The sequence below is a fragment of the Methylobacterium mesophilicum genome (assembly GCF_022179445.1).
In the GTDB taxonomy this organism is placed as follows: domain Bacteria; phylum Pseudomonadota; class Alphaproteobacteria; order Rhizobiales; family Beijerinckiaceae; genus Methylobacterium; species Methylobacterium mesophilicum.
Genome location: NZ_BPQU01000001.1, coordinates 399,063 through 423,191 on the forward strand (window position 1 = coordinate 399,063; position 24,129 = coordinate 423,191).

The window sequence follows — 24,129 nt, forward strand, 5'->3', positions numbered from 1 at the left end:
CGGTCTCAACCGCGAACGGGGGCTCCGGTTCAGGCGCGGCGCTCGGCCGCGACCATGTAGTTCACCGCCTTGTCCCGGCTGGTGCGCCAGCCGTCGGTGAGGGGATTGTAGGCGACGCCGGTCGTGTCGGTGACGTCGAGGCCGCCCGCCTGGATGGCGCGGCGGAATTCCTCGGGCGTCACGAACTTCTCCCAATCGTGCGTGCCCCGCGGCAGCCAGCCCAGCACGTACTCGGCGCCGACGATGGCGAGCCCGAACGAGCGCAGGGTCCGGTTGAGGGTCGCGCCGAACAGCATGCCGCCGGGCTTCACGGCGGCGCAGGCGGTCCGCACGAAGGCGGGCATGTCGGAGACGTGCTCCACCACCTCCATGATCAGCACCGCGTCGAAGCTCTGGCCGGACGCGACCACCGCCTCGATGGTCTCGCCGCGGTAATCCACCGGCACGCCGCCGGCCTCGGCGTGGGCGCGGGCCACGGCGATGTTCTGTTCCGCGGGATCGAGGCCGGTCACCGTAGCGCCGAGCCGGGCCAGGGGCTCCGACAGCACGCCGCCGCCGCAGCCGACATCGCACAGCGTCAGGCCGTCCAGGGGGAACGGCGCCTGCGGATCCCGGCCGAACCGGCGGCAGAGCGCGTCGCGGATGTAGGCCAGGCGCACCGGGTTGAAGCGGTGCAGCACCCGCATCGGCCCGGCCTCGTCCCACCAGGTCGCGGCGAGCGCGTCGAAGCGCGCGACCTCGCCGCGATCGACGAAGCCGTCCGTCCCGGGGTTCGTGGCTGCCCTGTCCATGCGCGATCCGTTCCGTCGAGGCCGGCTAGTCCAGCCCCTCGGCCCGGACGCCCGGCCGGCGCCGGGCGATCCGGGTCGGGACGGCCGACACGGCATATCAGGGCCGCCATAGCACGGCTGCCCCGGGGCCGTCGCCGCGGCGCGCCGGCACCACCCTTCGCAGGTTCCATGCTTGGCCGGTTGTTGACACCTCAACGAGCCGCTTGTACCCGCCGGGCACTGTCCGGGACCCGCCAGCGCGGTCCGTCCCCAGTCACCGCCGGGAACCCGCGAAGAACCATCATGCCCCGTCTGGTGATGAAATTCGGCGGCACCTCCGTCGCCACGGTCGACCGCATCCGCAACGTGGCCCGCCACGTCGCCCGCGAGGTCGCGGCCGGCTACGAGGTCGCCGTGATCGTGTCGGCCATGTCCGGCAAAACCAACGAACTGGTCGAGTGGGTCAAGGACGCCAACCCGCTCTACGACCCGCGCGAGTACGACGCCGTCGTGGCCTCGGGCGAGCTGGTCACCGCGGGCCTCCTGGCGGTCGCCCTGCAGAAGGACGGCCTCAAGGCCCGCTCCTGGCAGGGCTGGCAGATCCCCGTGCTGACCTCGGACGCGCACGGCTCGGCCCGCATTGCCGAGATCGACCCGAAGAACCTTGAAGCGGGCTTCGCCAAGGGCGAGGTCGCGGTGATCGCCGGCTTCCAGGGCATCCATGCCGAGACCGGCCGGGTGACCACCCTCGGGCGCGGCGGCTCGGACACCTCGGCGGTGGCCGTGGCGGCTGCGATCCAGGCCGAGCGCTGCGACATCTACACGGACGTGGACGGGGTCTACACCACCGATCCGCGCATCGTGCCGAAGGCCCGTCGCATGGAGCGCGTGACCTTCGAGGAAATGCTGGAGATGGCGTCGCTCGGCGCCAAGGTCCTGCAGGTCCGCTCCGTGGAACTCGCCATGGTCCACCGGGTGCCGACCACGGTCCGGTCCTCCTTCGATCCGCCGGACGCCGCGCGCCCGGGCACCCTCATCTGCGACGAGGACGACATCGTGGAACAGCAGATCATCACCGGGATCGCGTTCTCCCGGGACGAGGCGCAGATCACCCTGCGCCGGGTCAAGGACAGCCCCGGCGTGGCCGCCGCCATCTTCGGGCCGCTGGCCGACGCGAACATCAACGTCGACATGATCATCCAGACCGTGTCGGGGGACCAGTCGACCACCGACATGACCTTCACGGTGCCGGCCGCCGAGTACGATCGCACCCGCGCGATCCTCGACCAGGCGAGCCCGCAGATCGGCTACGCGCAGATCGAGGGGGCCACCGACGTAGTCAAGGTCTCTGCGATCGGCGTCGGGATGCGCAGCCACGCGGGCGTCGCGGCGAAGGCGTTCCGGGCTCTGGCCGAGAAGGGCATCAACATCCGCGCGATCACCACGTCGGAGATCAAGTTCTCCGTGCTGATCGATGCGGCCTATACGGAGCTTGCCGTGCGCACGCTCCACTCGCTATACGGCCTGGATCAGGCCTGAGCCTGGGAGGGTCTCGATGAGAGCGCCCACGGCCTGACCGGAACGTCGGTTCGATGGACGAGGGCGCGCTGAAACAAGAGATCGGATCAGGGGTTGGAACCAAGTCCACTCGCGGGGCGAGCGTTCGGGGTCTCATCAGCGGATCGGGTGTCTTGAGCTAGAACAGTCACGGGCCTTTCCGCCGAACCCGGAGATCTTCCGGGGGCTCGCGGCGCGGTCCATCCGGCGCCGGACGTTTCCCAGTCGGCGCCAAGGTTGCAGGGTGGTCGACGCCAGGGCCGCTCGCCGACGTTGGAACGACGAATCGATGCCCGCTGCGCCCGGAGGCCCGCGCCTGCTGCTGCGCCGCCTCCGCGAAGCGATGGCGGAGCCGGTCAGCCCCCAGGCACGCCTCGACCGCATCGTCGTCCTGATCGCCGCCAACGTGGTGGCCGAGGTCTGCTCGGTCTACGTCCTGCGGGACGACAACACCCTCGAACTGTTCGCCACCGAGGGCCTGAACCGCGAGGCGGTCCACCAGACGCGCATGCACGCCGACGAGGGCCTCGTCGGCCTGATCGCCCGGACTGCCGAACCGCTCTCCCTCTCGGATGCGCAGAACCACCCGGCCTTCTCCTATCGGCCGGAGACCGGCGAGGAGGCGTATCACGCCTTCCTGGGCGTGCCCCTGCTGCGGGCCGGCAACACGCTCGGCGTGCTCACCGTCCAGAACCAGACCTACCGGGTCTATTCCGAGGAGGAGATCGAGGCGCTCCAGACCACCGCGATGGTGCTCTCGGAGATGATCGCCTCGGGCGAGTTGGAGGGCCTGGCGCCGGATGCCGGCACCGCCGCCCGCCGACCGGTCGTCGCCCGCGGCATCGCGCTGGCGGACGGCATCGGGCTCGGCCACGTCGTGCTCCACGAGCCGCGCGTCGTGGTGAAGACGCTGATCGCCGAGAACGTCGAGCGCGAGGTCGCGCGGCTCGACGCGGCGATCGAGGAGGTCCGCTCCGCCATCGACGCGCTGGTCGAGCGCGGCGACCGGATCGGCACCGCCGAATCGCGCGAGGTGCTGGAGACCGTCCGGATGTTCGCCCACGACAAGGGCTGGCTCCGGCGGATGCGGGAGGCCGTGGCGTCCGGATTGACCGCCGAGGCCGCCGTCGAGCGGGTGCAGTCGGACAACCGCGCCCGGATGATGCGCCAGGCGGACCCGTACCTGCGCGAGCGCCTGCACGACCTCGATGACCTCGCCAACCGGCTGCTGCGCACCTTGATCGGTCCGGAGGCCGGCGGAGCCGTCATCCTGCCCGAGAACGCCATCCTGGTGGCGCGCACCATGGGGCCGGCCGCGCTCCTCGACTACGATTCCTCGACGCTGCGCGGCATCGTCCTGGAAGAGGGCGGTCCCACCAGCCACGTCGCCATCGTGGCCCGGGCGCTCGGGATCCCGGCGGTGGGCGAGGTCGAGAACGCCTCCGCCCTGTGCGATGCCGGCGACGCCATCATCGTCGACGGCGTGGCCGGCGAGATCCATGTCCGGCCCGGCCCGGAGGTCGAGGCGGCCTATGCCGAGATGGTGCGGCTGCGCGCCCGCCGGCAGGAGCAGTACCGGGCCCTGCGCGACGTCCCGGCCCAGACCCGGGACGGGGTCCGCGTCGGCCTGCAGCTGAATGCCGGACTGCTCGTCGATTTCAGCCACCTGCACGAGACCGGCGCCGAGGGCGTCGGCCTGTTCCGCACCGAATTGCAGTTCATGGTCGCCCAACGCATGCCGTCGGCCGCGGAGCAGCAGGAACTCTACCGCAAGGTGTTCGCGGCCTCCGCCGGCAAGCCCGTGACGGTCCGCACCCTCGATATCGGCGGCGACAAGATCCTGCCGTACATGGCCAAGCTCGAGGAGGAGAACCCGGCGCTCGGCTGGCGGGCGATCCGCATCGGGCTCGACCGGCCCGCCCTGTTGCGGATGCAGCTGCGCGCGCTTCTGAAGGCCGCCGACGGCGACCCGCTCAAGATCATGTTCCCGATGGTCGCCACCGTGGACGAGTTCGTCCGCGCCCGCGGCATCGTGGAACGCGAGAAGGCCTATCTGCGCCGCCACGGCTACACGCTCCCCACCGAGTGCCGGCTGGGCGCGATGGTCGAGGTGCCCTCGCTGTTGTTCCAGATCGACGAGATCGCCAAGGAGGCCGACTTCCTCTCCGTCGGCTCGAACGACCTGATGCAGTTCCTGTTCGCGGTCGACCGCGAGAACCGCCGGGTCGCCGACCGGTTCGACCCGCTCTGCGTCGCGGCCCTGCGGGCGTTCCGGCTGATCGCCGAGCGGGCCAACGCGGCCGGTTGCCCGGTGACGGTCTGCGGCGAGATCGGCGGCCGGCCGCTCGACGCGATGGCGCTGATCGGCCTCGGCTACCGCAGCCTGTCGATGTCGCCGGCCGCCATCGGCCCGGTGAAGGCGATGGTGCTCAGCCTCGATGCGGCCGCCGTTTCGGAGCTGATCGACGCCGAGATGGTCCGGATGCACGACGGCGATTCCCTGCGCCCGGCACTCACCGCCTTCGCACACGCCCACGGCGTCCCTATCTAACCCGCGATGCCGCTCTTGCCGAAGGTTCGGCCGGGGTTGTACGGCACAGCCACGACGCTTCCCGTCGATGCGCTGCGGCTTCCGCGCTCGAAGGGAGGCGGCGTGGGGTGGGACCCTGTCTTGCCGCGTCGGTCAGCCTTACGATCCCGCGCTCCGACCCCTGAGACGAGACCACGCCCGGCCTGGAACGTCGTGCGCCGAAACCTGCAGAAACACGGGCGATGATCCCCTTTCCCACCGAGCGCCTCGACGCCATCCTGGCGCGCCACGAATTCGTCACCGCGCAGCTCGCCACCGGCGAAGGCGAATCCGAGACCGTGATCCAGCTCTCCCGGGAGTTGTCCGATCTCGATCCCGTGGTGGATGCGATCCACACCTACCGGTCGGCCCTCGCGAACCTGGCGGGCCTGGAGGCGATGATCGACGAGCCGGGCACCGATCCGGAGATGCGCGCCCTGGCGGCCGAGGAGAAGCCGGAGGCCCAGGCACAGCTCGAAGGCGCCTATCGGGCGTTGCAGCTCATCCTGCTGCCCAAGGATGCCGCCGACGAGAAGAGCGCGATCCTGGAAGTCCGCGCCGGCACCGGCGGCGACGAGGCGGCGCTGTTCGCCGGCGACCTGTTCCGGATGTACGCGAAATACGCCGAGTCGAAGGGCTGGCGGGTCGAGGTGATCTCGGAGAGCGAGGGCACCGTGGGCGGTTTCCGCGAGGTCGTGGCCGAGGTGAAGGGCAAGGGCGTGTTCGCGCGCCTGAAGTTCGAGAGCGGCGCGCACCGCGTGCAGCGGGTGCCGAACACCGAGACGCAGGGGCGCATCCACACCTCGGCGGCCACCGTGGCGGTGCTGCCGGAGGCCGAGGAGGTCGACATCGTCGTCAACGACGCCGACCTGAAGATCGATACGATGCGGGCCCAGGGCGCCGGCGGCCAGCACGTCAACAAGACGGAATCGGCGATCCGCATCACTCACCTGCCCACCGGCATCGTAGTCTTCGTCCAGGAGGAGCGGTCGCAGCACAAGAACCGCGCCCGGGCGATGTCGCTGCTGCGCGCCCGGCTCTACGACGCCGAGCGGACCGCCAAGGATTCCGCCCGGGCCGCCGACCGGCGGGCGCAGGTCGGCTCCGGCGACCGCAGCGAGCGCATCCGCACCTACAATTTCCCACAAGGGCGGGTGACCGACCACCGCATCAACCTGACCCTCTACAAGCTGGAGGAGGTCATGGCCGGCACTGCGCTGGACGAGGTCGTGGACGCGCTCATCACCGAGCATCAGGCCGAGTTGCTGGCCGCCGAAGGCATGGCCTGAGCGGCGGCGTGATCGCGGGAACGAGCCGGGGCCTGTCGCGGCGAGAGGCCCTGCGCCGGGGGATCGCCCTCCTCAGCTCCGGCGGCAACGCGGAAGCCGCGGGCGACGCGCGCTTCCTCCTGCTGGGCCTGCTCGGCCTCGAAGCCCGCGACCTCCTCCTCGACGGGGACCGGATTCTCGACGCGCAGGCCGGCGACGCCCTCGACGCAGCTTTCGCGCGGCGGCTGGCCGGCGAGCCCGTGGCCCGCATCCTGGGCGCCTGGGAGTTCTGGGGCTTGCCGTTCCGGCTGGCGCCCGAGACCTTGGTCCCGCGTCCCGATACCGAGACCCTGGTCGCGACGGCGCTCGCCTGCGCCCCGGACCGGACGGTGCCGCTCCGGTGCCTCGACCTCGGCACCGGTTCCGGCTGCATCCTGGTGGCGCTCCTGAGCGAGCTGCCGCAAGCCTTCGCCGTCGGCCTAGACCGGTCAACGGAGGCCCTGCGCATCGCCCGGCACAACGCGACCACCAACGGGGTCGGCGACCGGGCGGCTTTCGCGGTGGGGGATTGGTGTGACGCCCTCCGGGGCGGCTTCGACCTGGTGGTCTCGAACCCGCCCTACATCGTGCGCGACGTCATCCAGCACCTCGACCGGGACGTGCGCCTGCACGATCCCCGCGCCGCCCTCGACGGCGGACCAGATGGCCTCGACGCCTACCGGCGGATCCTCGATGGGGTCCGGGACGCCACGCTGCTGGCGCCGGGCGGGCGGCTGGTGCTCGAGATCGGATACGATCAGGCCGAGGCGGTGCGGGCGCTCGCGCGCGGCGCGGGCTACGCCGACCTGGGGCTCGCGCGAGATCTCGCCGGTCACGATCGCGTGCTGTCATTCGGCCTTTCATTCGGCCACACGGATGCCTAGATCCGCGACGACGATCGGTGCGCTGAGAAAATGCTTGTTGCATCTCCCTGGGAACGCTAGAGTCCGCTTGAAGATCGCGAACGGTTCGTTAAGACGGACGATTATACGGTCGGCAACGATCGCAGGTCGCCGCCCGGTTCGCTGATCCCCCGTATTGTTGGACTTGAGCGCGCGTGCGACTGCGCGGCAGTTCGACAACACTCGAACCTGACAATCGACTGGTTTCTGGCGTCTGTGCCCGGACGCGCGGTGCGAGGGATGGTCAGGCGAACGCGCGGACCGTGAGGCGGTCGACCGTGCGGCTTCACCGGGTGCATTTGGCCGGAGCGCGTCTGAAGATCGACGCCGGACGCCCCGAAGAACGTCGTTTGCGTGAACGAGGGTCACTGAAGACCGATGAGACCAAACCAGAATCGACGGATGCGCGGCCGCAACCGGCCGAAAGGTCCGAACCCGCTGACGCGCTCGTACGAATCCAACGGCCCAGACGTCAAAATCCGCGGCACGCCGCAGCACATCGCCGACAAGTACGCCCAGCTCGCCCGCGATGCGCAGGCGGCCGGCGATCCTGTGGCTGCCGAGAACTATTTTCAGCACGGCGAACACTACTTCCGGATCGTATCCGGCGCCCAGGAGCAGACCCGGCCCACGAATACCGGGGGATATGCCAGTCGCGCCTACGACGACGAGATGGACGAGGGTGACGACGACGGCCAGGGCAACGGCGCGTCGCAGAACGGCCAGCCCTACAACGGCTACGACGACGGCGACCCGGGCCAGCAGCCCCAGCCCTACGAGATGCGGCAGGACCTGAACCAGCAGCAGGACGGCCGTCAGCAGCAGGGCCGCGATCGCTTCCAGAACCGGGACCAGCGGCGCTTCGACAACAACGGCCGCCAGGATTACCGGCGCCAGGACCAGCCCCGGCAGGATTACCAGCGGCAGGATTCCCCGCGTCAGGACTATCAGCAGCGTCCCGACTACCGGCAGGACCGCCAGGATAACCGGCAGGACGGCCGGCAGGACGGCCGGCAGGAGAATCGGCAAGACACCCGTCAGGACGGTCGGCAGGATTACGGCCGCCAGGATTACCGGCAGGACGCCCGCGGCGATCAGAACCGCTACGAGTCCGGGCGGTCTGAGACCGCGCGTGCGGAGCCCCGGCAGCAGGAGAGCCGCCAGGACACACGCCAAGATGCGCGCCAGGACACGCGGCAGGACGTCCGCTCCGACGAGCGTCAGCCGCGCCGGAGCGAGCCCCGGGGCGAGGCGGTCGCCCGCAGCGAGACGCCCCGCCAGGCCGAGCCCGCGCCCCGTCGCGAGCGCCGCCGCGAGGCCGCCCCGGCTCCGGTGACGGCCGAGGATCCGGCGAGCCTGCCGGCTTTCCTGATGACCCCGCCCCGTCCGGTGGCGGCCACGACCCCGGTCGAGCAGCCGACGGCCCCTGCCCCCGAGGCTGCCGCCGCCGAGGAGGCGCCCGTGAAGCCGCGCCGTCGGCGCCGGCCGCGCTTCGAGGGGATCGCTCCGGAAGAGGGCGAGGCCCGCGCACCCGCCGAGGACGCACCGACCGAGTAAGCGGAACGCGAACCCCTCCTGAAAAAGCCGTCCCGGGACACCGGGGCGGCTTTTTGCTTGGGTCAGGCCATTCGTGTGGAGACGTTCGGCTGAAGAGACAGGATGCCATCGGCTCCGAGGCCGGATCAGGCCCGCCAGTCCGGATAGGCGTGGACCCGGTGGAGAAGCCGGTGGCGTCGGCCGATTTCGCCGAACGGTGCGATCTCCCAGTCCCAGGCCTGGGCCGGGGGCGGCAGCCTCACCCCGAACATCAGGTCGAGGCTGTCGATCACCCGCCCGGCCCGGTCTTCCGCGCGCTGCACGATGTCGGTGATCAGGCAAACCCGCGTGGTCCCGGCCGCGAGCCGGTCCAGGGCCGCGAGATGGGTCTCGATGATCTGGGTACCGAGCTGCGGCGGCGCCTCACGCCCCCGCGCTTCGTGAGCCTCGATCGGAACGATCGGGAGCTGCGACAGCAGGTTGGCCGACACGATCAGGTCCGCGGCTGCGCAGGTCTGCGCAAGTCCGGGATCGCTCAAGCCCGCGCTGATCTCGGCGGTCGCCAGGGCGACGTCGCGGTACCGGCGTGCGGCCAGCCGTGCCGGCCAGGGATGGACGGCGTCCACCAGGGTGACGCGATCGAACAGCAGCGCCAGGGCATCGAGCGGTACGTCGTCGAGGAGCCCGGAGCCGAGCACCACCACCGACCCGCGCCGGGCGCTTGCCTCGGCGGCGGCGGTGATCACGCCGCGCGCCTGGATCAGGTGCGGCGCCCAGGCCGCGCGGCAGCGGCGGGACCGGGCGTGGAGCCGGCCGCTGTGGCGGACATAGCCGAGGCGGCGCAAACGCAGCGGCGCGGGATTGGCCAGCGCCAGCGCCCACTCGAACAGCATGTGCGGGCGCTCAGGCCTCGTCGGCCGCCGCCGACGCGGCGGCCCGGGCCGCTGCGCTGCGATAGCCGGTCGCCAGCACGTAGAGCTCGCTCGAATCGGACCGGCTCGCCGCCGGCTTCACGTGGCGCACGGCCGTAAAGTCGCGCTTCAGGTCGGCCAGCAGGGCGTTCTCGGTGCCGCCCTGCAGCACCTTGGCCAGGTAGGCGCCGCCCGGGGCCAGGATCTCGCGGGCGAACTCGGCCGCGGTCTCGGCCAGGCCGATGATCCGCAGGTGGTCGGTCTTCTTGTGGCCGGTGGCGTTGGCGGCCATGTCGGACAGGACAAGGTCGGCCGGGCCGCCGAGCAGCGTGGTCAGCTTCACGGGTGCCTCGGGATCCAGGAAGTCGAGGGTGATGAACTCGACGTTCGGCATCGGCTCGATCTCCAGGAGGTCGATGCCGACGACGCGTCCCGTCGTCCCCACGATCCGGGCCGCCACCTGCGACCAGCCACCCGGCGCGGCCCCGAGGTCCACCACCCGCTGGCCGGGCTTGAGCAGTTTGTAGCGCTCGTCGATCTCGATGAGCTTGTAGGCCGCCCGGGAGCGGTAGCCCTCGCGCTTCGCCCGGGCCACGTAGGGATCGTTGAGCTGGCGCTCCAGCCACCGCTTCTGCGACAGCGTCCGGCCGCGGCCGGTCTTCACCCGCTGCTTCAGGTCGCCGCGCACGCCGCCCGTGGAGCCCGCGCCCCCGCGCCGGTCGGTCATCGTGGTGTCCTCATCGGACGGCCTTCCGGTTCCAGACGCCGTCCTCCCGCATCATGTTCATCAACAACCCTTCGCGCAGGCCCCTGTCGGCGATGCGCAGGCGCTCGGACGGGAAGGCCCGCCGGATCGCCTCCAGGATCGCGCAGCCCGCCAATACCAGATCCGCCCGGTCGCGTCCGATGCAGGGATTGTCGGCCCGCTGCTCGAGCCGGGTGTCGAGCAGATCGTCGATGGCGGCGGACACCTCATGGTCGCTCATCCAGAGGCCGTCCACCCGCCGCCGCTCGTAGCGGGCCAGCCGCAGGTGCATGGCGGCGATCGTGGTCACCGTGCCGGAGGTGCCGAGCAGGTGGAAATGCGGGGCCGTGGCCGCCGCCGCCGCGCGGATCGCGAAGGCGGAGAGCTTTTCCGCCACCTCCTCGACCATGCCCTCGAACATCCGCCGGGTCACCTCGGCGCCGCCATGGCGCTCGGCCAAGGTGACGACGCCGACCGGCAGGGAGTCCCAGGCGCGGATGCGCAGGGTCGGATCGGTGGACGGGTTGGCGGCCTCGCCGTCGAGCCACGCGATCTCGGTGGAGCCGCCGCCGATATCGAAGATCACGACGGATTCCGCGTCCGGGTCGGCGAGTGCCGCGCAGCCGGTCACCGCGAGATACGCCTCGGTCTGCCGGTCGACGATCTCGAGGTCGAGGCCGACACCCCGGCGGACGCGCTCCACGAAGGCCGCGCCGTTCACCGCGAGGCGGCACGCCTCGGTGGCGATCACCTTGGCCCGGCGGACGCCCCGGGTCTGCATCTTGGTCCGGCAGATCCGCAGGGCCTCGACGGTGCGCTCGATCGCGGCCTCGTTGAGGCGGTCCGAGGTGCCCAGCCCCTCACCGAGGCGGACGATGCGCGAGAAGGCGTCGATCACCCGGAACCCGCTGAAGGTCGGCTCGGCGATCAGCAGGCGGCAATTGTTGGTGCCGAGATCAAGCGCCGCGTAGGCGACGCGTCTGCGGTCGCGGCCCGGCGACGGGGCCGTCGGCTGGAGCGGCACTGCGCCGGTCGACGTGCGGGACGGCGCGGCCGCAGCGGTCTCGTCCCTCATCGGCGCGGCCGTCGGTCCTTCGGGTCAGCCAGGAGCGTCGCGCTCGGCCATTCTTGATGGAAGACCCTACAGGGTCGGTCGGGAACTGCAATGACCGATCGTCGCGACCCGCCTCAGGCCGCGTTCGTCACGCGACCGCCTTCATGGCGCCCGACCGGCGCGGGATCGGCCGCAGCAGGCTCTTGACCTGGGAATAGGGGCGGGGCCGGTTGATCACCTCGTCGAGCCGCGACCACAGGGTCTTCGGCGAGAATGGCTTGGCGATGATCTCGTTGACCCCCAGCGCGACGGCGCGGTCGACCACGTTCCGGCGCGGCTGGGCCAGCATCAGGATGATCGGGATGGTCGGGCAGGGGGAGGTGGAGGGCGTGCGCGCGAGCCGGATGAACTCTTCCCCGGACAGGATCGACAGGTCCCAGTCGATGATGCTGATGTCGGGCTTGCTCTCCGCCAGCACGCCCAGCGCCTCGGCGCCGTCCGGCGCCTCCAGCACGCGCTTGATGCCGACCCGCATGAGCATGTCGCGCACGATTCGCCGGATGTAGAGACTCTCGTCGACCACGAGGGCCGAAAGATCGGGGAAGGTCGGAGTCGCGATCATGGCCGGGTGCCGTTGCGGGGCGCGACGCGAGTCTAGCCGAACAGCCTTTGCGTTTCGCTAACGCCCTCTCGGCCAAGGCGAACGCCTGGATCGACGGGACCCGGAAGCTGCGTTGTTTACCGCAAGAAAGTAACGAAACGGGCGCGTCTTGGCGAAGAAGGTCCTTGCGGTCAAGGCCCGATTGCGTCAGGACTGGGGCGTTATTCTTGGTTACCGCGACCGGGGGTAATGATAGTGCGGGGCGTGGGCTGTCTGGGATGGCGCGCACGCGGTATTTAAGACCAGGGCGGCGGACGGTTTTTGCGAGCTTTCGATGGGACGTGGTCGTGATTTCAGGGGGCCGCAGAAGCGCGGCTTCGACGAGGCTGGCGAGCCGAGATGGCCTGATCAGGCTCCCCCCAGCGGCGGATACGGCGGTGGTGGATTCGGCGGCGGCGGTGGTGGCGGTTTCGGTGGCGGCGGTTTCGACCGCGGTCCCCCCCGGGGCGGCCCCAGCGCAGCGCCTGTGGCAACCGGGCCGGAGCGTGATGCGACGGTCAAGTGGTTCAACAAGGAGAAGGGCTTCGGCTTCGTCGAACTCGGCGACGGCTCGGGCGATGCCTTCCTCCACATTCGCGCCGTCGAGGCTGCTGGCCACGCCGACCTGATGCCGGGCACCCGGCTGACGGTCACCACGGCGCAGGGCCAGAAGGGCCCGCAGGTCACGAGCGTCACCAGCGTCGACACCTCCACGGCCGAGGCGCCCGCGCCCCGCCGTGAGTTGCGCCCGCGCACCGGCGGCTTCGGCGCCGACCGCTTCGGCGGCGGTGGCGGCGGCGGTTATGGTGGCGGCGGCGGCGGTGGTTACGGCGCCGGCGGCGGTGGTGGCTTCGGCGGTGGTGGCCGGGCTGCATCCGGTCCCTCGGTCGAGATGAGCGGCACCGTGAAGTGGTACGATCCCGCCAAGGGCTTCGGCTTCGTCTCGGTCAACGACGGTGGCAAGGACGTGTTCGTGCACCGTTCCGCCCTGTCCCGCGCCGGCCTGGAATCGCTGGCCGAAGGCCAGCAGGTCACCCTCGGCGTCGTCGATGGTCAGAAGGGCCGCGAGGCCTCCAGCATCAACGTCGAAGACTAAAGGTCTCGCGGCCGTCTTGCTGCCGCGATCCCTCGGAATTCTACAAGGCGGCGGCCCCCAACGGGGTCGCCGCCTTTCTTGTTTCGGAGCCGCCATGCACCGCGTGCTGATGCCGACGATCCTGCTGATCCTGGCGCTGGCGCCGGCGCGGGCAGAGGATTTCAGCGGCTTCTACGCGGGCATCAATGCCGGCTATGCCTGGGGCAAAGACAGGGACCGTGTCGGGACGGTGCCGAATCCGGGGTCGCGCGCCGGCTACGACCGACCCGGCGCCGGCCCGGATCTTCCGCCGAGCGCAAACAGCGCCGCAGCCGCCCTGCGGAGAGCTGGCCGCAGTGGTACCGGCACAAATGTCGGACGCTGAGCGGCGGGCCGTTGCGGCCAGGCAGGCGCGGAACTTCGTTTCCTTCGTACACAGGGCGCCCTGAAGGCTTGGATGGCCTATCCTCCGAGGCGCCCACACGCGCATCGAAGCCGCAGCAGCGCCGCCGTCGAACGAGATGCCGGTTCGGCGCGTGACGATCCGAACTTTGAGCGACTTACGATTGCAGAGCGCTTGGGAACAACTTCAAGCGGCCGGCACAACACTGGAATCGTTCCGGAACATAGCCGTTGCGAGTCGCAGTGCGCCGCTGCTAGGCCGCGGGAATGGGATCACGAAATCGGGAGATCGCGCGATGAGCGCCCGCTCCATGCCAGGTTTGACCTACCGTCTGGCGGTGGCCGGACGCGTGGTGCTGGCGGCCATCGGCGGCTACGGCATCGCGGCCCTCTCGGCGGCGCTCCTGGCCCTGGTCCTGCCGATGCCGCGTTCCGAGTCGGTCTCGACCGGGACGCTCGTGAGCTTCGCGATCATGGCCGCCGCGGTGGTCTGGGTGTTCGCGGCCCGGTCCCTCGGCCGTGCAGCGCTGGTCCTCGGCCTCGTCGCGGCGCCGCTGGCGGCAGGGCTATGGCTTGCCGGGGCGTTCACCGGGGCCACGGCTCCATGAGCAGCCCCCGGAAAAGTTTCCGGCAGTCGATGGCGTGGCTGCACACCTGGTCCGGACTCGTCATCGGGTGGGTGCTGTTCGCGATCTTCGTGACGGGGACGGCGAGCTACTATCGCACCGAGGTCTCGCACTGGATGCGGCCCGAACTGAGCGCGACTGCGGTCGATCCGGCCGCGTCCGCCAACCGCGCCGCGGCCTATCTCGGGCGCGTGATGCCGGATGCCATGGCCTGGTCGGTCCGGCTTCCCACCGCCGAGAAACCGCAGGTCGAGGTCTATTGGTGGAAGGATCCGGGCGGGCCGTATCACCACGCACTCCTGGATCCCGCGACCGGCGAAGCATCGCCCGCGCGCGAGACGAAGGGCGGCGACTTCCTCTATCGCTTCCATTTCGAGCTGGCCCTGCCGGCGCTTTGGGGCCGCTGGATCGTAGGGATCTGCGCGATGATCCTGTTGGTGTCGCTGATCACCGGCATCGTCACCCACCGTCGCATCTTCGCCGACTTCTTCACGTTCCGGCGGGACCGCTCTGCCCAGCGCGGCTGGCTCGACGCCCACAACGTCGTCGGCGTGCTGGCGCTGCCGTTCCACCTGATGATCGTCTATACCGGCCTGGTCGAACTCGGGCCGCTGCTGATGCCCTGGGGCGTGAAGGCGGCCTACCAGCACGATCTGCTGGCTTACTACGCCGAGTCCGGGATCATGGCGGCGGCACGCAAGCCCGCGGGTGAGCCGGGCGCCCAGATGCCGCTCGGCGACATCGTGGCCCGTGCCACCACGGATGGAGGCGAGCCCCCGGAGGTCGTGATGGTGACGAAGCCGGGCGATGCGGCCTCGAGCGTCACCGCCTTCTTCGAGGAGCCGCCCGGCCTCGCGCACCTGCATCCGCAGATCGTCTACGCGGGCGATACCGGTACTGAGCTGTCCCGGACCGGCGAGGCCGGCGGCGCGACCCGCACCGGCGCCGTGATGATCGGCCTACACGAGGCGCATTTCGCCGCCGCGCCCCTGCGCATCCTGTTCTTCCTCTGCGGCGTGATGGGTGCGGCTACCATCGCGTCGGGCCTCGTGCTCTGGACCGTGGCCCGGGCGCCGAAGGGCGCGAACCCGGCGGGTTTCGGCCTGCGCCTCGTGCGCGTGCTCAACCTCGGCACGATCGCCGGGCTGCCCACGGGGCTGGCCGCCTACTTCCTGGCCAACCGACTGCTGCCCCTCGACCTCGCCGGCCGGGCGGATTGGGAGGTGCGCGCCTTCTTCGGAGTCTGGATCCTCGCGGCCCTGGCCTCGGCCCTGGCCCCCAGCGCGAAGGCCTGGCCGGCCGGGCTCTCGGCGGCAGCGCTCGCCTTCCTGGCGATCCCGGTCGTGGATGCGGTGACCGTCGGCCAAGCCCGCTTCCTAGGCTTCGACGCGGCGATGCTCGCGGTGGCGATCCTGCTCGCCGTCGGCGCCCGCTTCGCGGCCAGGCGACCGGGTCGGGTTCGGGGGGCCAAGCCGGCACTGTCACGGACCGTGGAAGCGTGACCGCCGCCGCCCTGGCGCTGAGCCTGTGCCTGAGCTTCTCGAGCTTCGCCGCCCTGGCACTCAGCCTCGACCGGCATCACCGCGCCGTGTTCCGCGTGCCCGCGCCCCGGAGCCGGACCAGGAGCCTGCGCGCGGCCGGATGGTCCGGGCTGGCGGTGTCGTTCGCAGCATCGGTGGCCTGCGCCGGCTGGAATTTCGGCCCGGTCCAGTGGATCGGCGCCCTGACCGGCGCCGCGCTGCTGGTCGTGGCGGTGATGTCCTACCGGCCGGCGTGGTTGCGGGCCGCCGCCGTGGCCGCCCTGCCGCTGGCGATGCTCGCGCTGCCGTTCGCGCTCGGGTCCTGAGACGCGGGCACACCGGCCAAGCTAACTCTCAAGGTCAGCGATATGGCATGAGAATAATGCCAACGTATTGGTCGATCCGACCGCGGCTTCAGCGGGCATCCGAGGGGTTTTCATGCCTGAACCACCGAGTCCCGGGTTGACGGACACTTGTCCTGTCGCGATCCTGACCGGGAGGGCGTAGGATCCGCCCGCTCGCGCACTGGCCAAAAGTCCACCTTGATTCGGCACGCCAAAAGCCATTGGCTGCCACCAGAGCCGAACCGGACGCCGCCGATCGAATCGGCCGTCCGCGTGCCAGCTTCAGCCCAAGAGCCGCGGTTCGCGAGGCCGGGGCCTACGGAGGGAACAGAGCCATGAACAAGCCGGAATTTCTCGGCGACGCCCGGACCAAGTCGCCCTTCTCGGCCCGCTACGACAACTTCATCGGCGGCCAGTGGGTCGCCCCGGCCGCCGGCCGCTACTTCGAGAACACCTCGCCGATCACCGGCAAGGTGATCTGCGAGGTTGCCCGCTCCGACGCCGCCGACGTCGACAAGGCGCTCGATGCCGCCCACGCGGCCAAGGAATCCTGGGGCCGCACCGCCCCGGCCGAGCGCGCGCGCATCCTCAACAAGATGGCCGACCGGATGGAGGAGAACCTCGATCTGATCGCGCTGGCCGAGACCTGGGACAACGGCAAGCCGATCCGCGAGACGACCCACGCCGACATCCCCCTGGCGATCGACCATTTTCGCTACTTCGCCGGCTGCATCCGCGCGCAGGAAGGCTCGATCTCCGAGATCGACCACGACACGGTGGCCTACCACTTCCACGAGCCGCTCGGCGTCGTGGGCCAGATCATCCCGTGGAACTTCCCGATCCTGATGGCGGTCTGGAAGCTGGCCCCGGCGATCGCCGCCGGCAATTGCGTGGTGCTCAAGCCCGCCGAGCAGACCCCGGCCTCGATCCTGGTGGTGATGGAGCTGCTCGCCGACCTGCTGCCCCCGGGCGTCATCAACATTGTCAACGGCTTCGGCCTGGAGGCCGGCAAGCCGCTGGCGTCGTCGCCGCGCATCGCCAAGATCGCGTTCACCGGTGAGACCACCACCGGCCGCCTGATCATGCAATACGCCTCGCAGAACCTGATCCCGGTGACGCTGGAACTGGGCGGCAAGTCGCCGAACATCTTCTTCGCCGACGTGGCCAACGAGGACGACGACTTCTTCGACAAGGCCCTCGAGGGCCTGACGATGTTCGCCCTCAACCAGGGCGAGGTCTGCACCTGTCCGAGCCGGGCGCTCGTGCACGAGTCGATCTACGACCGCTTCATGGAGCGGGCGGTGAAGCGCGTCGAGGCGATCACCCAGGGCTCGCCGCTCGATCCCGCCACGATGATCGGCGCCCAGGCCTCGGGCGAGCAGATGGAGAAGATTCTCAGCTACATCGACATCGGCCGCCAGGAAGGCGCGGAGCTGCTCACCGGCGGCGCACGCAACGTCAAGGACGGCGAGCTGGCCGAGGGCTTCTACGTGCAGCCGACGGTGTTTCGCGGCCACAACAAGATGCGGATCTTCCAGGAGGAGATCTTTGGGCCGGTCCTGTCGGTCACGACCTTCAAGGACGACGCCGACGCGCTGGCGATCGCCAACGACACCCTCTACGGCCTCGGCGCCGGAATCTGGACCCGCGACGGCACCCGCGCCTACCGCTTCGGCCGGGCGATCCAGGCCGGCCGCGTCTGGACGAACTGCTACCACGCCTACCCGGCCCACGCGGCCTTCGGCGGCTACAAGCAGTCCGGCATCGGCCGCGAGACCCACAAGATGATGCTCGATCACTACCAGCAGACCAAGAACATGCTGGTCAGCTACTCGGCCAAGAAGCTCGGATTCTTCTGAGTCCTGGTCCGGGTTACCCCCGAGCCGACTTCACCCCGGCCTCGCGGCCGGGGTTTTTCTTTTGGGGGCCGGGTTTGCTGCCGAACCGGGCCGCGCCGTAGAAATCCGAACCCCGGCGCGCATATCCCACAGCCAGCAGGGGAGTGAAGCATGACCGCCGTTTCCACGAACGACGCCACCACGGCGGAGCAGGTCGGCGCCGACGGCACGCCGCTGCGGGTTACTGCCACCCCGGCGGCGCTGGCGCTGATCGACGAACTCCGGTCCGAATACGGGCCGGTGATGTTCCACCAGTCCGGCGGCTGCTGCGACGGGTCCTCGCCGATGTGCTACCCGCTCGGCGACTTCATCATCGGCGACGGCGACGTCCATCTCGGGCAGGTCGGCGGCGCGGATTTCTACATCTCCCGGTCTCAATTCGCGGTCTGGAAGCACACCCACATCCTGCTCGACGTGGTGCCGGGTCGCGGCGGCATGTTCTCTCTGGAAAACGGCCGCGAAAAGCGCTTCCATATCCGCTCGCGCCTGTTCACCGAGGCCGAGAATCGGGCGCTCGACGGCGCCTGCAAGCTCTGAGCGAGGCAAGATGGCGACCGTAAAGCTGTGGAGCGATGCCGAAGCCGAGGCCGACCCGCGGGTGCGGGCGGTTTTCGCCGACATCCGGGCGACCCGGGGCTCGGACTTCGTCAACAACTTCTGGCGCGGACTTGCCAACGATCCGGGCCTTCTGGAGCGCACCTGGGCGAGCCTCAAGGTCGTGATGGGCCCGGGCAGCCTCGATCCGCTGACCAAGGAGCTGGTCTACATCGCGGTCTCGATCGCCAACGGCTGTCCCTATTGCATCCACTCCCACACCGCCGCGGCCGGCGCGAAGGGCCTGACCGCGGAGCAGCACGGCGAGTTCCTGGCGGTGGTCGGGATGGCGAACCAGACTAACGCCCTGGTCAACGGCCTCCAGATCCCGGTCGATTCCGCGTTCAAGGTCGGCGAATCATGAGCGACGCATCCGAGGCATCACGGCCGGGCCTTGTGGTCCTGCGCGAGAGCGCGCCGTTCCGCGGCAAGCAGGGGCACATCTACCGCCCCGCGATCTCGGCGGAGGCGGTGGGCGCCAAGGCGTTGCATCTTCAGCTTCTGGAAATTCCGCCTGGCGAGCGCGCCCACGCCCACAAGCACGAATCGCACGAGACCGCGATCCACGTCCTGTCTGGGATCTCGGGCTGCTTCTGGGGCGAGCGCCTGGAGCACCACGCGATCGCGGGAGCCGGCGAGTTCGTCTACATCGCCGCCGACGTGCCGCACCTGCCCTACAACCGCAGCCGGACCGAGCCGGTCACCGCGGTGATCGCCCGGACCGACCCGAACGAGCAGGAGAGCGTGGTCCTGCTGCCGGAACTGGAAGCCGGTGTGGATTGGTCGAAGGCCGAGGGGTAGGCTTTCGGTTTGTTCGCGCGGGCCAGTGAGGCGACCGTTACCGGGGCAAACGCCTTTCCACCCCCCACCCCTCATCGTGAGGTGCCGAAGCAAAGCGGAGGCCTCGAAGGAGGCCTCCAGAAGTCGCTGAGGCATCTGGAGGCCTCCTTCGAGGCACGGCGATCTTCGATCGCCGCGCACCTCAGGATGAGGGTGTGCGTGGGAAAACTCGGCGTCACACTCGCCTGGCTCTTTCCGCCTCAGCGCTACCGCTGCTCGATGCGCTCGTTGGCCAGCCGCTCGGCGCGGGTGCGCTCGTCGCCGCTGAGCCCCGACAGCGTCTGGTCGAGCCAGGCGTCGGACAGGCCCTGCGCGGCGGCGGCGAGGTTCCAGGCCGCGGCTTCGATCAGGTTCTTGGATACGCCCCGGCCCACCGCGTAGAGCCGCGCAAGCCGGTTCTGCGCGATGGCGTTGCCGCGCGAGGCCGCGTGCAGGAAGTAGCGGGCGGCCGAGCGCTCGTCCTTGGTCACGCCGTTGCCGTTGAACAGCAGGATCGCGTACTCGACCTCGCTGGCGAGGTCACCGTTGTCGGCCCCGCGCCGGAACCACTGGGCCGCCTGGCTCGAATCCTTCGCGACGCCGCGGCCCTGGAGGTAGAGCACGCCCAGGTCGTGCTGGGCGGGGCCGATCTCGGCATCGGCGGCCTTGCGGAACTGCGTGGCGGCGGCCGCCTCGTCGGCGGTGGCGCCGGTGCCGATCAGGATCAGCCCCAGATTGTAGGCGGCCGTGGACGAGCCCTGGGCCGTGGCCTGTTCCAGCCAGCGCCGGCCGGCCTTGGGATCCTTGGGCATGCCGCGCCCGTCGAGCGCCATCAGGCCGAGCGACGACATCGCGGCGGCGTCGTTCTGGGCGGCCGCGAGGCGGTACCACTCGGCGGCCTTGACCGGGTTCTGCTTGATGCCGAGCCCCTGGTTGTAGAGCTCGCCCAGCAGCGTCATCGCGGCCGCATCCTTGGGATTGGCCTCGATCCGCTTGGTCGCCTCCCGGAAGGCGGTGACGTACTGGCCGCGCTGGTAGGCACCGTAGGCGAGGTCCGCCGGCTGGCCGCTGGCGGGCGGGACCGCGCCCCGGGAATAGTTCGGCGTGTAGGGGCTCGGAAGCTCCGGCATCGCGGTCTTGTCGGTCGGGGCGACGATCTTGGCCGGATCGAGCGGGCTGGGCGCGGCGAGCGCCGGCAGCGCCGCGGCCAGGGATGCCGCAAGAACCAGGACGCGCAGACTCACGCGGCCCGCTCCGCGATCGCGGCTTGCGCCCGCGCGACGACGTCAGTCCCGGGCAGCCACAGGCCGCTCTCCAGACCGACGAACTCGGCCCCGGTGGCGACCAGGGGGCCGATCTCGTCCGCCGTCGCGGCCACCGCGACGCAGGGCGTCTCGAAGATCTCGGCCCACCATTCGGCGCGCGCCAGCACGGTGTCGGCCTCCGGGGCGACATCGTCCGGATAGAGACCGCCGAACATCAGGTAATCGATGCCGGCCTCGCCCGCCTCCATGGCACCGTGCTTGGTCTCGATGCCGCCCGCTCCGAGGATGCGACCCTCTCGGAGACGGTCGCGCAGGTCCTTCAGGTCGCGCGGCTTGTCGACATGCACCCCGTCGGCGCCACCCCTCGTCGCCACCGAGACGAGGTCGCCGGTGAACCCCGGGCAGGCCACGACGAGGGCCGCGCCGGCTTCTTGCGTGATCGGCGCGACCTGCTTCACCCGGGCGGTGAGCCCGCGCTCGTCGGTGGCGGCGAGCCGCAGGATCACGGCCGCGACGTCGCCCGCCGCGCAGGCCGCACCGAGTGCGGCCGCGAAGGCGTCGATGCCGTCGGCATCCAGGTTGTGGGGCCCGAGGAGGGCGAGGCGCTGGTTGCTGCTCATTGGGCCGGCCGGCGCGTCAACGCGCGCCGATCTTCGGGTCCAGCGCGCCGCTGGCGTAGCGCTTGGCCATTTCGGAGACGGAGACCGGGCGGATCTTCGAGCCCTTGCCGGCGGTGCCGAACTCCTCGAACCGCTGCTTGCACAGCTTGGTCATCGCATCCATCGCGGGCTTCAGGTACTTGCGCGGATCGAACTCGGACGGGTTCTCGGTCAGGATCTTCCGGATCTGGCCGGTCATCGCCATGCGGTTGTCGGTGTCGATGTTGATCTTGCGCACGCCGTGCTTGATGCCGCGCTGGATCTCCTCGACCGGGACGCCCCAGGTCGGCTTCATCTGGCCGCCGTACTGGTTGATGATGTCCTGCAGGTCCTGCGGCACCGAGGACGAGCCGTGCATGACCAGGTGGGTCGTCGGCAGGCGGCGGTGGATCTCCTCGATCACGTTCATCGCCAGCACGTCGCCGTCAGGCTGACGGGTGAACTTGTAGGCGCCGTGGCTGGTGCCCATGGCGACGGCGAGGGCGTCGACCTTGGTGGCCTCCACGAACTTCACCGCCTCGTCCGGGTCGGTGAGCAGCTGGTCGTGGCTGAGCACGCCCTCGGCGCCGTGGCCATCCTCGGCCTCACCCTGGCCGCTCTCCAGGGAGCCGAGCACGCCGAGCTCGCCCTCGACCGAGACGCCCGCCCAATGGGCCATCTTGGTGACGTTGCGGGTGATCTCGACGTTGTAGGCGTAGTCGGCCGGGGTCTTGCCGTCGCCCTTGAGCGAACCGTCCATCATTACCGAGGTGAAGCCGTACTGGATCGCGGTGGCGCAGGTGGCCTCGTTGTTCCCGTGGTCGAGATGCATGCAGACCGGGATGTGCGGGTAGATCTCGACCAGGCCGTCGATCAGCTTGGCCAGCACCACGTCGTTGGCGTAGGCGCGGGCGCCGCGGCTGGCCTGCAGGATCACCGGCGAGTCGGTGGCGTCGGCCGCCGCCATGATCGCCAGGCCCTGTTCCATGTTGTTCAGGTTGAACGCCGGCACGCCGTATTCGTGCTCGGCCGCGTGGTCGAGGAGCTGCCTGAGGGTGATCCGTGCCATGGTCTCTTATCTTCCCGCTTGCCGTCCGGCGATCCGCCCGATCGCCGGAGGCGCCTCAATTCGCGTTCGTTCCGTTGTATAGATCGGTCTGCAGCAGAGCGGGAGGCGCCTTCCGGCGGCGCCTCCGGACCGTTCAGCCCTTCGCCCGCAGCGCCTCGACGCCCGGCAGGGCCTTGCCCTCCAACCATTCGAGGAAGGCCCCGCCCGCGGTGGAGACGTAGGTGAAGGCGGCGGCCACGCCCGCATGGTTGAGGGCGGCCACGGTGTCGCCGCCGCCGGCGACCGAGACCAGCTGGCCGGCCTCGGTGCGCGCGGCCGCGTGCTTGGCGGCGGCCACCGTGGCGGCGTCGAAGGGTGCAAGCTCGAAGGCCCCGAGCGGGCCGTTCCAGACCAGGGTCTTGGCGTCGTCGATGGCGGCGTTGATCTCGGACACCGAGCGCGGGCCGGCATCGAGGATCATGCTGCCCTCCGGCACCGAATCCACCGGTACGGTCTCGTGCGGGGCCTGGGCCTTGAATTCGGTCGCCGCCACCGCGTCCACCGGCAGGATGATCCGGCAGCCGGCCTTGTCCGCGGCCGCCAGGATGCGCAGGGCGGTCTCGGCGAGGTCCTTCTCGCACAGGGACTTGCCCACCGCCTTGCCCTGCGCGTGCAGGAAGGTGTTGGCCATGCCGCCGCCGATCACCAGCATGTCGACCTTGGCGACGAGGTTCTCCAAAAGGTCGATCTTGGACGACACCTTGGCGCCGCCGACCAGCGCGATCACCGGCCGCTGCGGCGCTTCGAGGCCCTTGGTCAGGGCCTCGAGCTCGGCCTGCATCTCGCGGCCCGCATAGGCCGGCAGGCGATGGGCCAGGCCCTCGGTGGAGGCGTGGGCGCGGTGTGCCGCGGAGAACGCCTCGTTGACGTAGACGTCGCCGTTGGAAGCGAGCGCGTCCGCGAAGGCCGCGTCGTTCTTCTCCTCGCCGGAATGGTAGCGGGTGTTCTCCAGGAGCAGGACGTCGCCGTCCTTCAACGCGGCGACGGCCCGGGCCGCGTCGTCGCCGACGCAATCGGCCGCGAAGGCGACGGTGCGGCCGAGCGCGCGGCTCAGCGCCGGAACCACCGGCTCCAGGGATTCCTTCGGCTCGCGCTTGCCCTTGGGGCGGCCGAAATGGGCCAGCAGGATCACCCTAGCGCCCCTCTCGGCGACCTCCCGGATGGTCGGGACGACGCGCTCGATGCGGGTCGCGTCGGTGACGCGGCCGTCCTCCATCGGAACGTTGAGATCGACGCGCATCAGCACGCGCTTGCCCGTCAGGGCGCCGGCGTCATCGAGGGTGCGGAAGGCGCTCATGCGGTCCTGTGCGGGTCGAGGGCTGTTATTGGACGGTGGTGCCGGACGTGGCGGCCGGCGCCGGGATCAGGCGGTCGAGGTTGAGGCGCTGCACCGCCACCATCAGCACGACGGTGAGGATCGCGGTGATCACGGCGGTGAGCACCAGCGCGCCGGTGCCGGGCAGGCGCCGGGTCCGGTCGGCGAGCCCACGCATCTCGGTGCGCAGGGCCGCGAGGTCGGATTGCCGGGCGGATTCATTCATCCGGTTGGCGGCGTTCTCGACCTTGTCCTCGACCCGCGACAGCAGGGACTCGGAGCGCGCGTACTTGTCCTCGATCCGCGAGCACTTGTCCTCGATCCGCGCGAGCTGGTCGAGGAGGTGGCTCGCCGGCAGCCCCTGCGCGGGCGCCGTCGCCACCGGGGCGGCCGTCGCCAGCGGTGGCGGCGAAGTGACGGGTCTGGGCGTAGGCGTCACGACGGCGCCCTGTCCGCTCGACGTGCCCTGCGAAGCGTCGGTCATCCCGGGATGATCCCCTGGTTCGAGGTAAGGCCGTTCGGTCGAAGCGGCGC

The 24,129-nt window shown here is 70.3% G+C and carries 24 protein-coding genes; 14 read left to right on the forward strand and 10 right to left on the reverse strand.

Features of this window, described 5'->3' with window-relative positions:
- Positions 1-29 precede the first annotated feature (29 nt).
- Positions 30-791: a bifunctional 2-polyprenyl-6-hydroxyphenol methylase/3-demethylubiquinol 3-O-methyltransferase UbiG gene (gene ubiG / locus MFF40_RS02040; RefSeq protein ID WP_147854289.1), complete on the reverse strand. Its 762-nt coding sequence runs from the start codon at positions 789-791 to the stop codon at positions 30-32.
- A gap of 282 nt (positions 792-1,073) precedes the next feature.
- Between ubiG and MFF40_RS02045 the strand changes: the two genes are divergently transcribed.
- The 5 genes from MFF40_RS02045 (at position 1,074) to MFF40_RS02065 (ending at position 8,662) form a co-directional block, all read left to right on the forward strand.
- A complete protein-coding gene (locus MFF40_RS02045) occupies positions 1,074-2,309 on the forward strand; it encodes an aspartate kinase (RefSeq protein WP_147854288.1) in 1,236 nt (411 codons plus the stop codon).
- 307 nt (positions 2,310-2,616) lie between these two features.
- Positions 2,617-4,878 carry a phosphoenolpyruvate--protein phosphotransferase gene (gene ptsP, locus MFF40_RS02050; RefSeq protein ID WP_147854287.1) on the forward strand — a complete coding sequence of 754 codons (2,262 nt, stop codon included), beginning with the start codon at positions 2,617-2,619 and terminating at the stop codon, positions 4,876-4,878.
- A 221-nt stretch (positions 4,879-5,099) separates the two neighbouring features.
- The gene (gene prfA, locus MFF40_RS02055) at positions 5,100-6,185 is read left to right on the forward strand and encodes a peptide chain release factor 1 (RefSeq protein WP_147854286.1); all 1,086 of its coding nucleotides are present in this window, start codon (positions 5,100-5,102) and stop codon (positions 6,183-6,185) included.
- 8 nt (positions 6,186-6,193) lie between these two features.
- On the forward strand, positions 6,194-7,087 hold the full coding sequence (prmC, locus tag MFF40_RS02060; RefSeq protein ID WP_147898031.1) for a peptide chain release factor N(5)-glutamine methyltransferase: 894 nt from the start codon (positions 6,194-6,196) through the stop codon (positions 7,085-7,087).
- A gap of 420 nt (positions 7,088-7,507) precedes the next feature.
- Positions 7,508-8,662, forward strand: a complete 1,155-nt coding sequence (locus tag MFF40_RS02065) for a DUF4167 domain-containing protein (RefSeq protein WP_238259517.1) — start codon at positions 7,508-7,510, stop codon at positions 8,660-8,662.
- 125 nt (positions 8,663-8,787) lie between these two features.
- On the opposite strand, the gene MFF40_RS02070 is transcribed toward MFF40_RS02065, so the two are convergent.
- The 4 genes from MFF40_RS02070 to MFF40_RS02085 all read right to left on the reverse strand — a co-directional run bounded on the left by MFF40_RS02070 (position 8,788) and on the right by MFF40_RS02085 (position 11,973).
- Entirely contained in the window at positions 8,788-9,534 is a 747-nt protein-coding gene (locus MFF40_RS02070; RefSeq protein ID WP_238259518.1) for a hypothetical protein, read from the reverse strand.
- Between the two features lie 10 nt (positions 9,535-9,544).
- Positions 9,545-10,279 (reverse strand): RlmE family RNA methyltransferase, encoded by a 735-nt coding sequence (locus tag MFF40_RS02075; protein ID WP_147856523.1) that lies wholly within the window; start codon positions 10,277-10,279, stop codon positions 9,545-9,547.
- 10 nt (positions 10,280-10,289) lie between these two features.
- Entirely contained in the window at positions 10,290-11,372 is a 1,083-nt protein-coding gene (locus MFF40_RS02080) for a Ppx/GppA phosphatase family protein (protein WP_238259519.1), read from the reverse strand.
- A gap of 127 nt (positions 11,373-11,499) precedes the next feature.
- Positions 11,500-11,973 carry a response regulator gene (locus MFF40_RS02085; RefSeq protein WP_147856525.1) on the reverse strand — a complete coding sequence of 158 codons (474 nt, stop codon included), beginning with the start codon at positions 11,971-11,973 and terminating at the stop codon, positions 11,500-11,502.
- A 313-nt stretch (positions 11,974-12,286) separates the two neighbouring features.
- Here MFF40_RS02085 and MFF40_RS28770 point away from each other — a divergent pair, with 313 nt between their 5' ends.
- The 9 genes from MFF40_RS28770 to MFF40_RS02135 all read left to right on the forward strand — a co-directional run bounded on the left by MFF40_RS28770 (position 12,287) and on the right by MFF40_RS02135 (position 19,251).
- On the forward strand, positions 12,287-13,087 hold the full coding sequence (locus MFF40_RS28770) for a cold-shock protein (RefSeq protein ID WP_147898035.1): 801 nt from the start codon (positions 12,287-12,289) through the stop codon (positions 13,085-13,087).
- Positions 13,088-13,181: 94 nt separating this feature from the next.
- Positions 13,182-13,451, forward strand: a complete 270-nt coding sequence (locus tag MFF40_RS02100; protein WP_147855290.1) for a hypothetical protein — start codon at positions 13,182-13,184, stop codon at positions 13,449-13,451.
- A 313-nt stretch (positions 13,452-13,764) separates the two neighbouring features.
- A complete protein-coding gene (locus MFF40_RS02105) occupies positions 13,765-14,076 on the forward strand; it encodes an iron transporter (RefSeq protein ID WP_147855289.1) in 312 nt (103 codons plus the stop codon).
- Positions 14,073-15,596 (forward strand): PepSY-associated TM helix domain-containing protein, encoded by a 1,524-nt coding sequence (locus MFF40_RS02110; RefSeq protein ID WP_238259520.1) that lies wholly within the window; start codon positions 14,073-14,075, stop codon positions 15,594-15,596. The genes MFF40_RS02105 and MFF40_RS02110 overlap by 4 nt, the downstream gene beginning before the upstream one ends.
- The gene (locus tag MFF40_RS02115) at positions 15,593-15,940 is read left to right on the forward strand and encodes a DUF3325 domain-containing protein (RefSeq protein WP_147855287.1); all 348 of its coding nucleotides are present in this window, start codon (positions 15,593-15,595) and stop codon (positions 15,938-15,940) included. The genes MFF40_RS02110 and MFF40_RS02115 overlap by 4 nt, the downstream gene beginning before the upstream one ends.
- 353 nt (positions 15,941-16,293) lie before the next feature.
- On the forward strand, positions 16,294-17,817 hold the full coding sequence (adh, locus tag MFF40_RS02120; protein ID WP_147855286.1) for an aldehyde dehydrogenase: 1,524 nt from the start codon (positions 16,294-16,296) through the stop codon (positions 17,815-17,817).
- A gap of 150 nt (positions 17,818-17,967) precedes the next feature.
- Positions 17,968-18,393, forward strand: coding sequence for a DUF779 domain-containing protein (locus tag MFF40_RS02125; RefSeq protein WP_238259521.1), 426 nt, complete (start codon positions 17,968-17,970; stop codon positions 18,391-18,393).
- Positions 18,394-18,403: 10 nt separating this feature from the next.
- Complete coding sequence (locus tag MFF40_RS02130) at positions 18,404-18,814, forward strand: carboxymuconolactone decarboxylase family protein (protein WP_238259522.1); 411 nt, start codon at positions 18,404-18,406, stop codon at positions 18,812-18,814.
- The gene (locus MFF40_RS02135; protein WP_147855283.1) at positions 18,811-19,251 is read left to right on the forward strand and encodes a cupin domain-containing protein; all 441 of its coding nucleotides are present in this window, start codon (positions 18,811-18,813) and stop codon (positions 19,249-19,251) included. Before MFF40_RS02130 ends, MFF40_RS02135 begins: the two co-directional genes overlap by 4 nt.
- A gap of 245 nt (positions 19,252-19,496) precedes the next feature.
- Here the strand turns inward: MFF40_RS02135 and MFF40_RS02140 are convergent, their stop codons facing one another.
- The 5 genes from MFF40_RS02140 to MFF40_RS02160 form a co-directional block, all read right to left on the reverse strand.
- Positions 19,497-20,513: a tetratricopeptide repeat protein gene (locus MFF40_RS02140; protein ID WP_147898037.1), complete on the reverse strand. Its 1,017-nt coding sequence runs from the start codon at positions 20,511-20,513 to the stop codon at positions 19,497-19,499.
- On the reverse strand, positions 20,510-21,154 hold the full coding sequence (locus tag MFF40_RS02145; protein ID WP_238259524.1) for a thiamine phosphate synthase: 645 nt from the start codon (positions 21,152-21,154) through the stop codon (positions 20,510-20,512). The genes MFF40_RS02140 and MFF40_RS02145 overlap by 4 nt, the downstream gene beginning before the upstream one ends.
- Before the next feature lie 16 nt (positions 21,155-21,170).
- Complete coding sequence (fba, locus tag MFF40_RS02150) at positions 21,171-22,241, reverse strand: class II fructose-bisphosphate aldolase (protein ID WP_147857692.1); 1,071 nt, start codon at positions 22,239-22,241, stop codon at positions 21,171-21,173.
- Positions 22,242-22,374: 133 nt separating this feature from the next.
- Positions 22,375-23,577 (reverse strand): phosphoglycerate kinase, encoded by a 1,203-nt coding sequence (locus MFF40_RS02155; protein ID WP_147898039.1) that lies wholly within the window; start codon positions 23,575-23,577, stop codon positions 22,375-22,377.
- Positions 23,578-23,602: 25 nt separating this feature from the next.
- Positions 23,603-24,079 carry a hypothetical protein gene (locus tag MFF40_RS02160; protein WP_147898040.1) on the reverse strand — a complete coding sequence of 159 codons (477 nt, stop codon included), beginning with the start codon at positions 24,077-24,079 and terminating at the stop codon, positions 23,603-23,605.
- Positions 24,080-24,129: the final 50 nt, after the last annotated feature.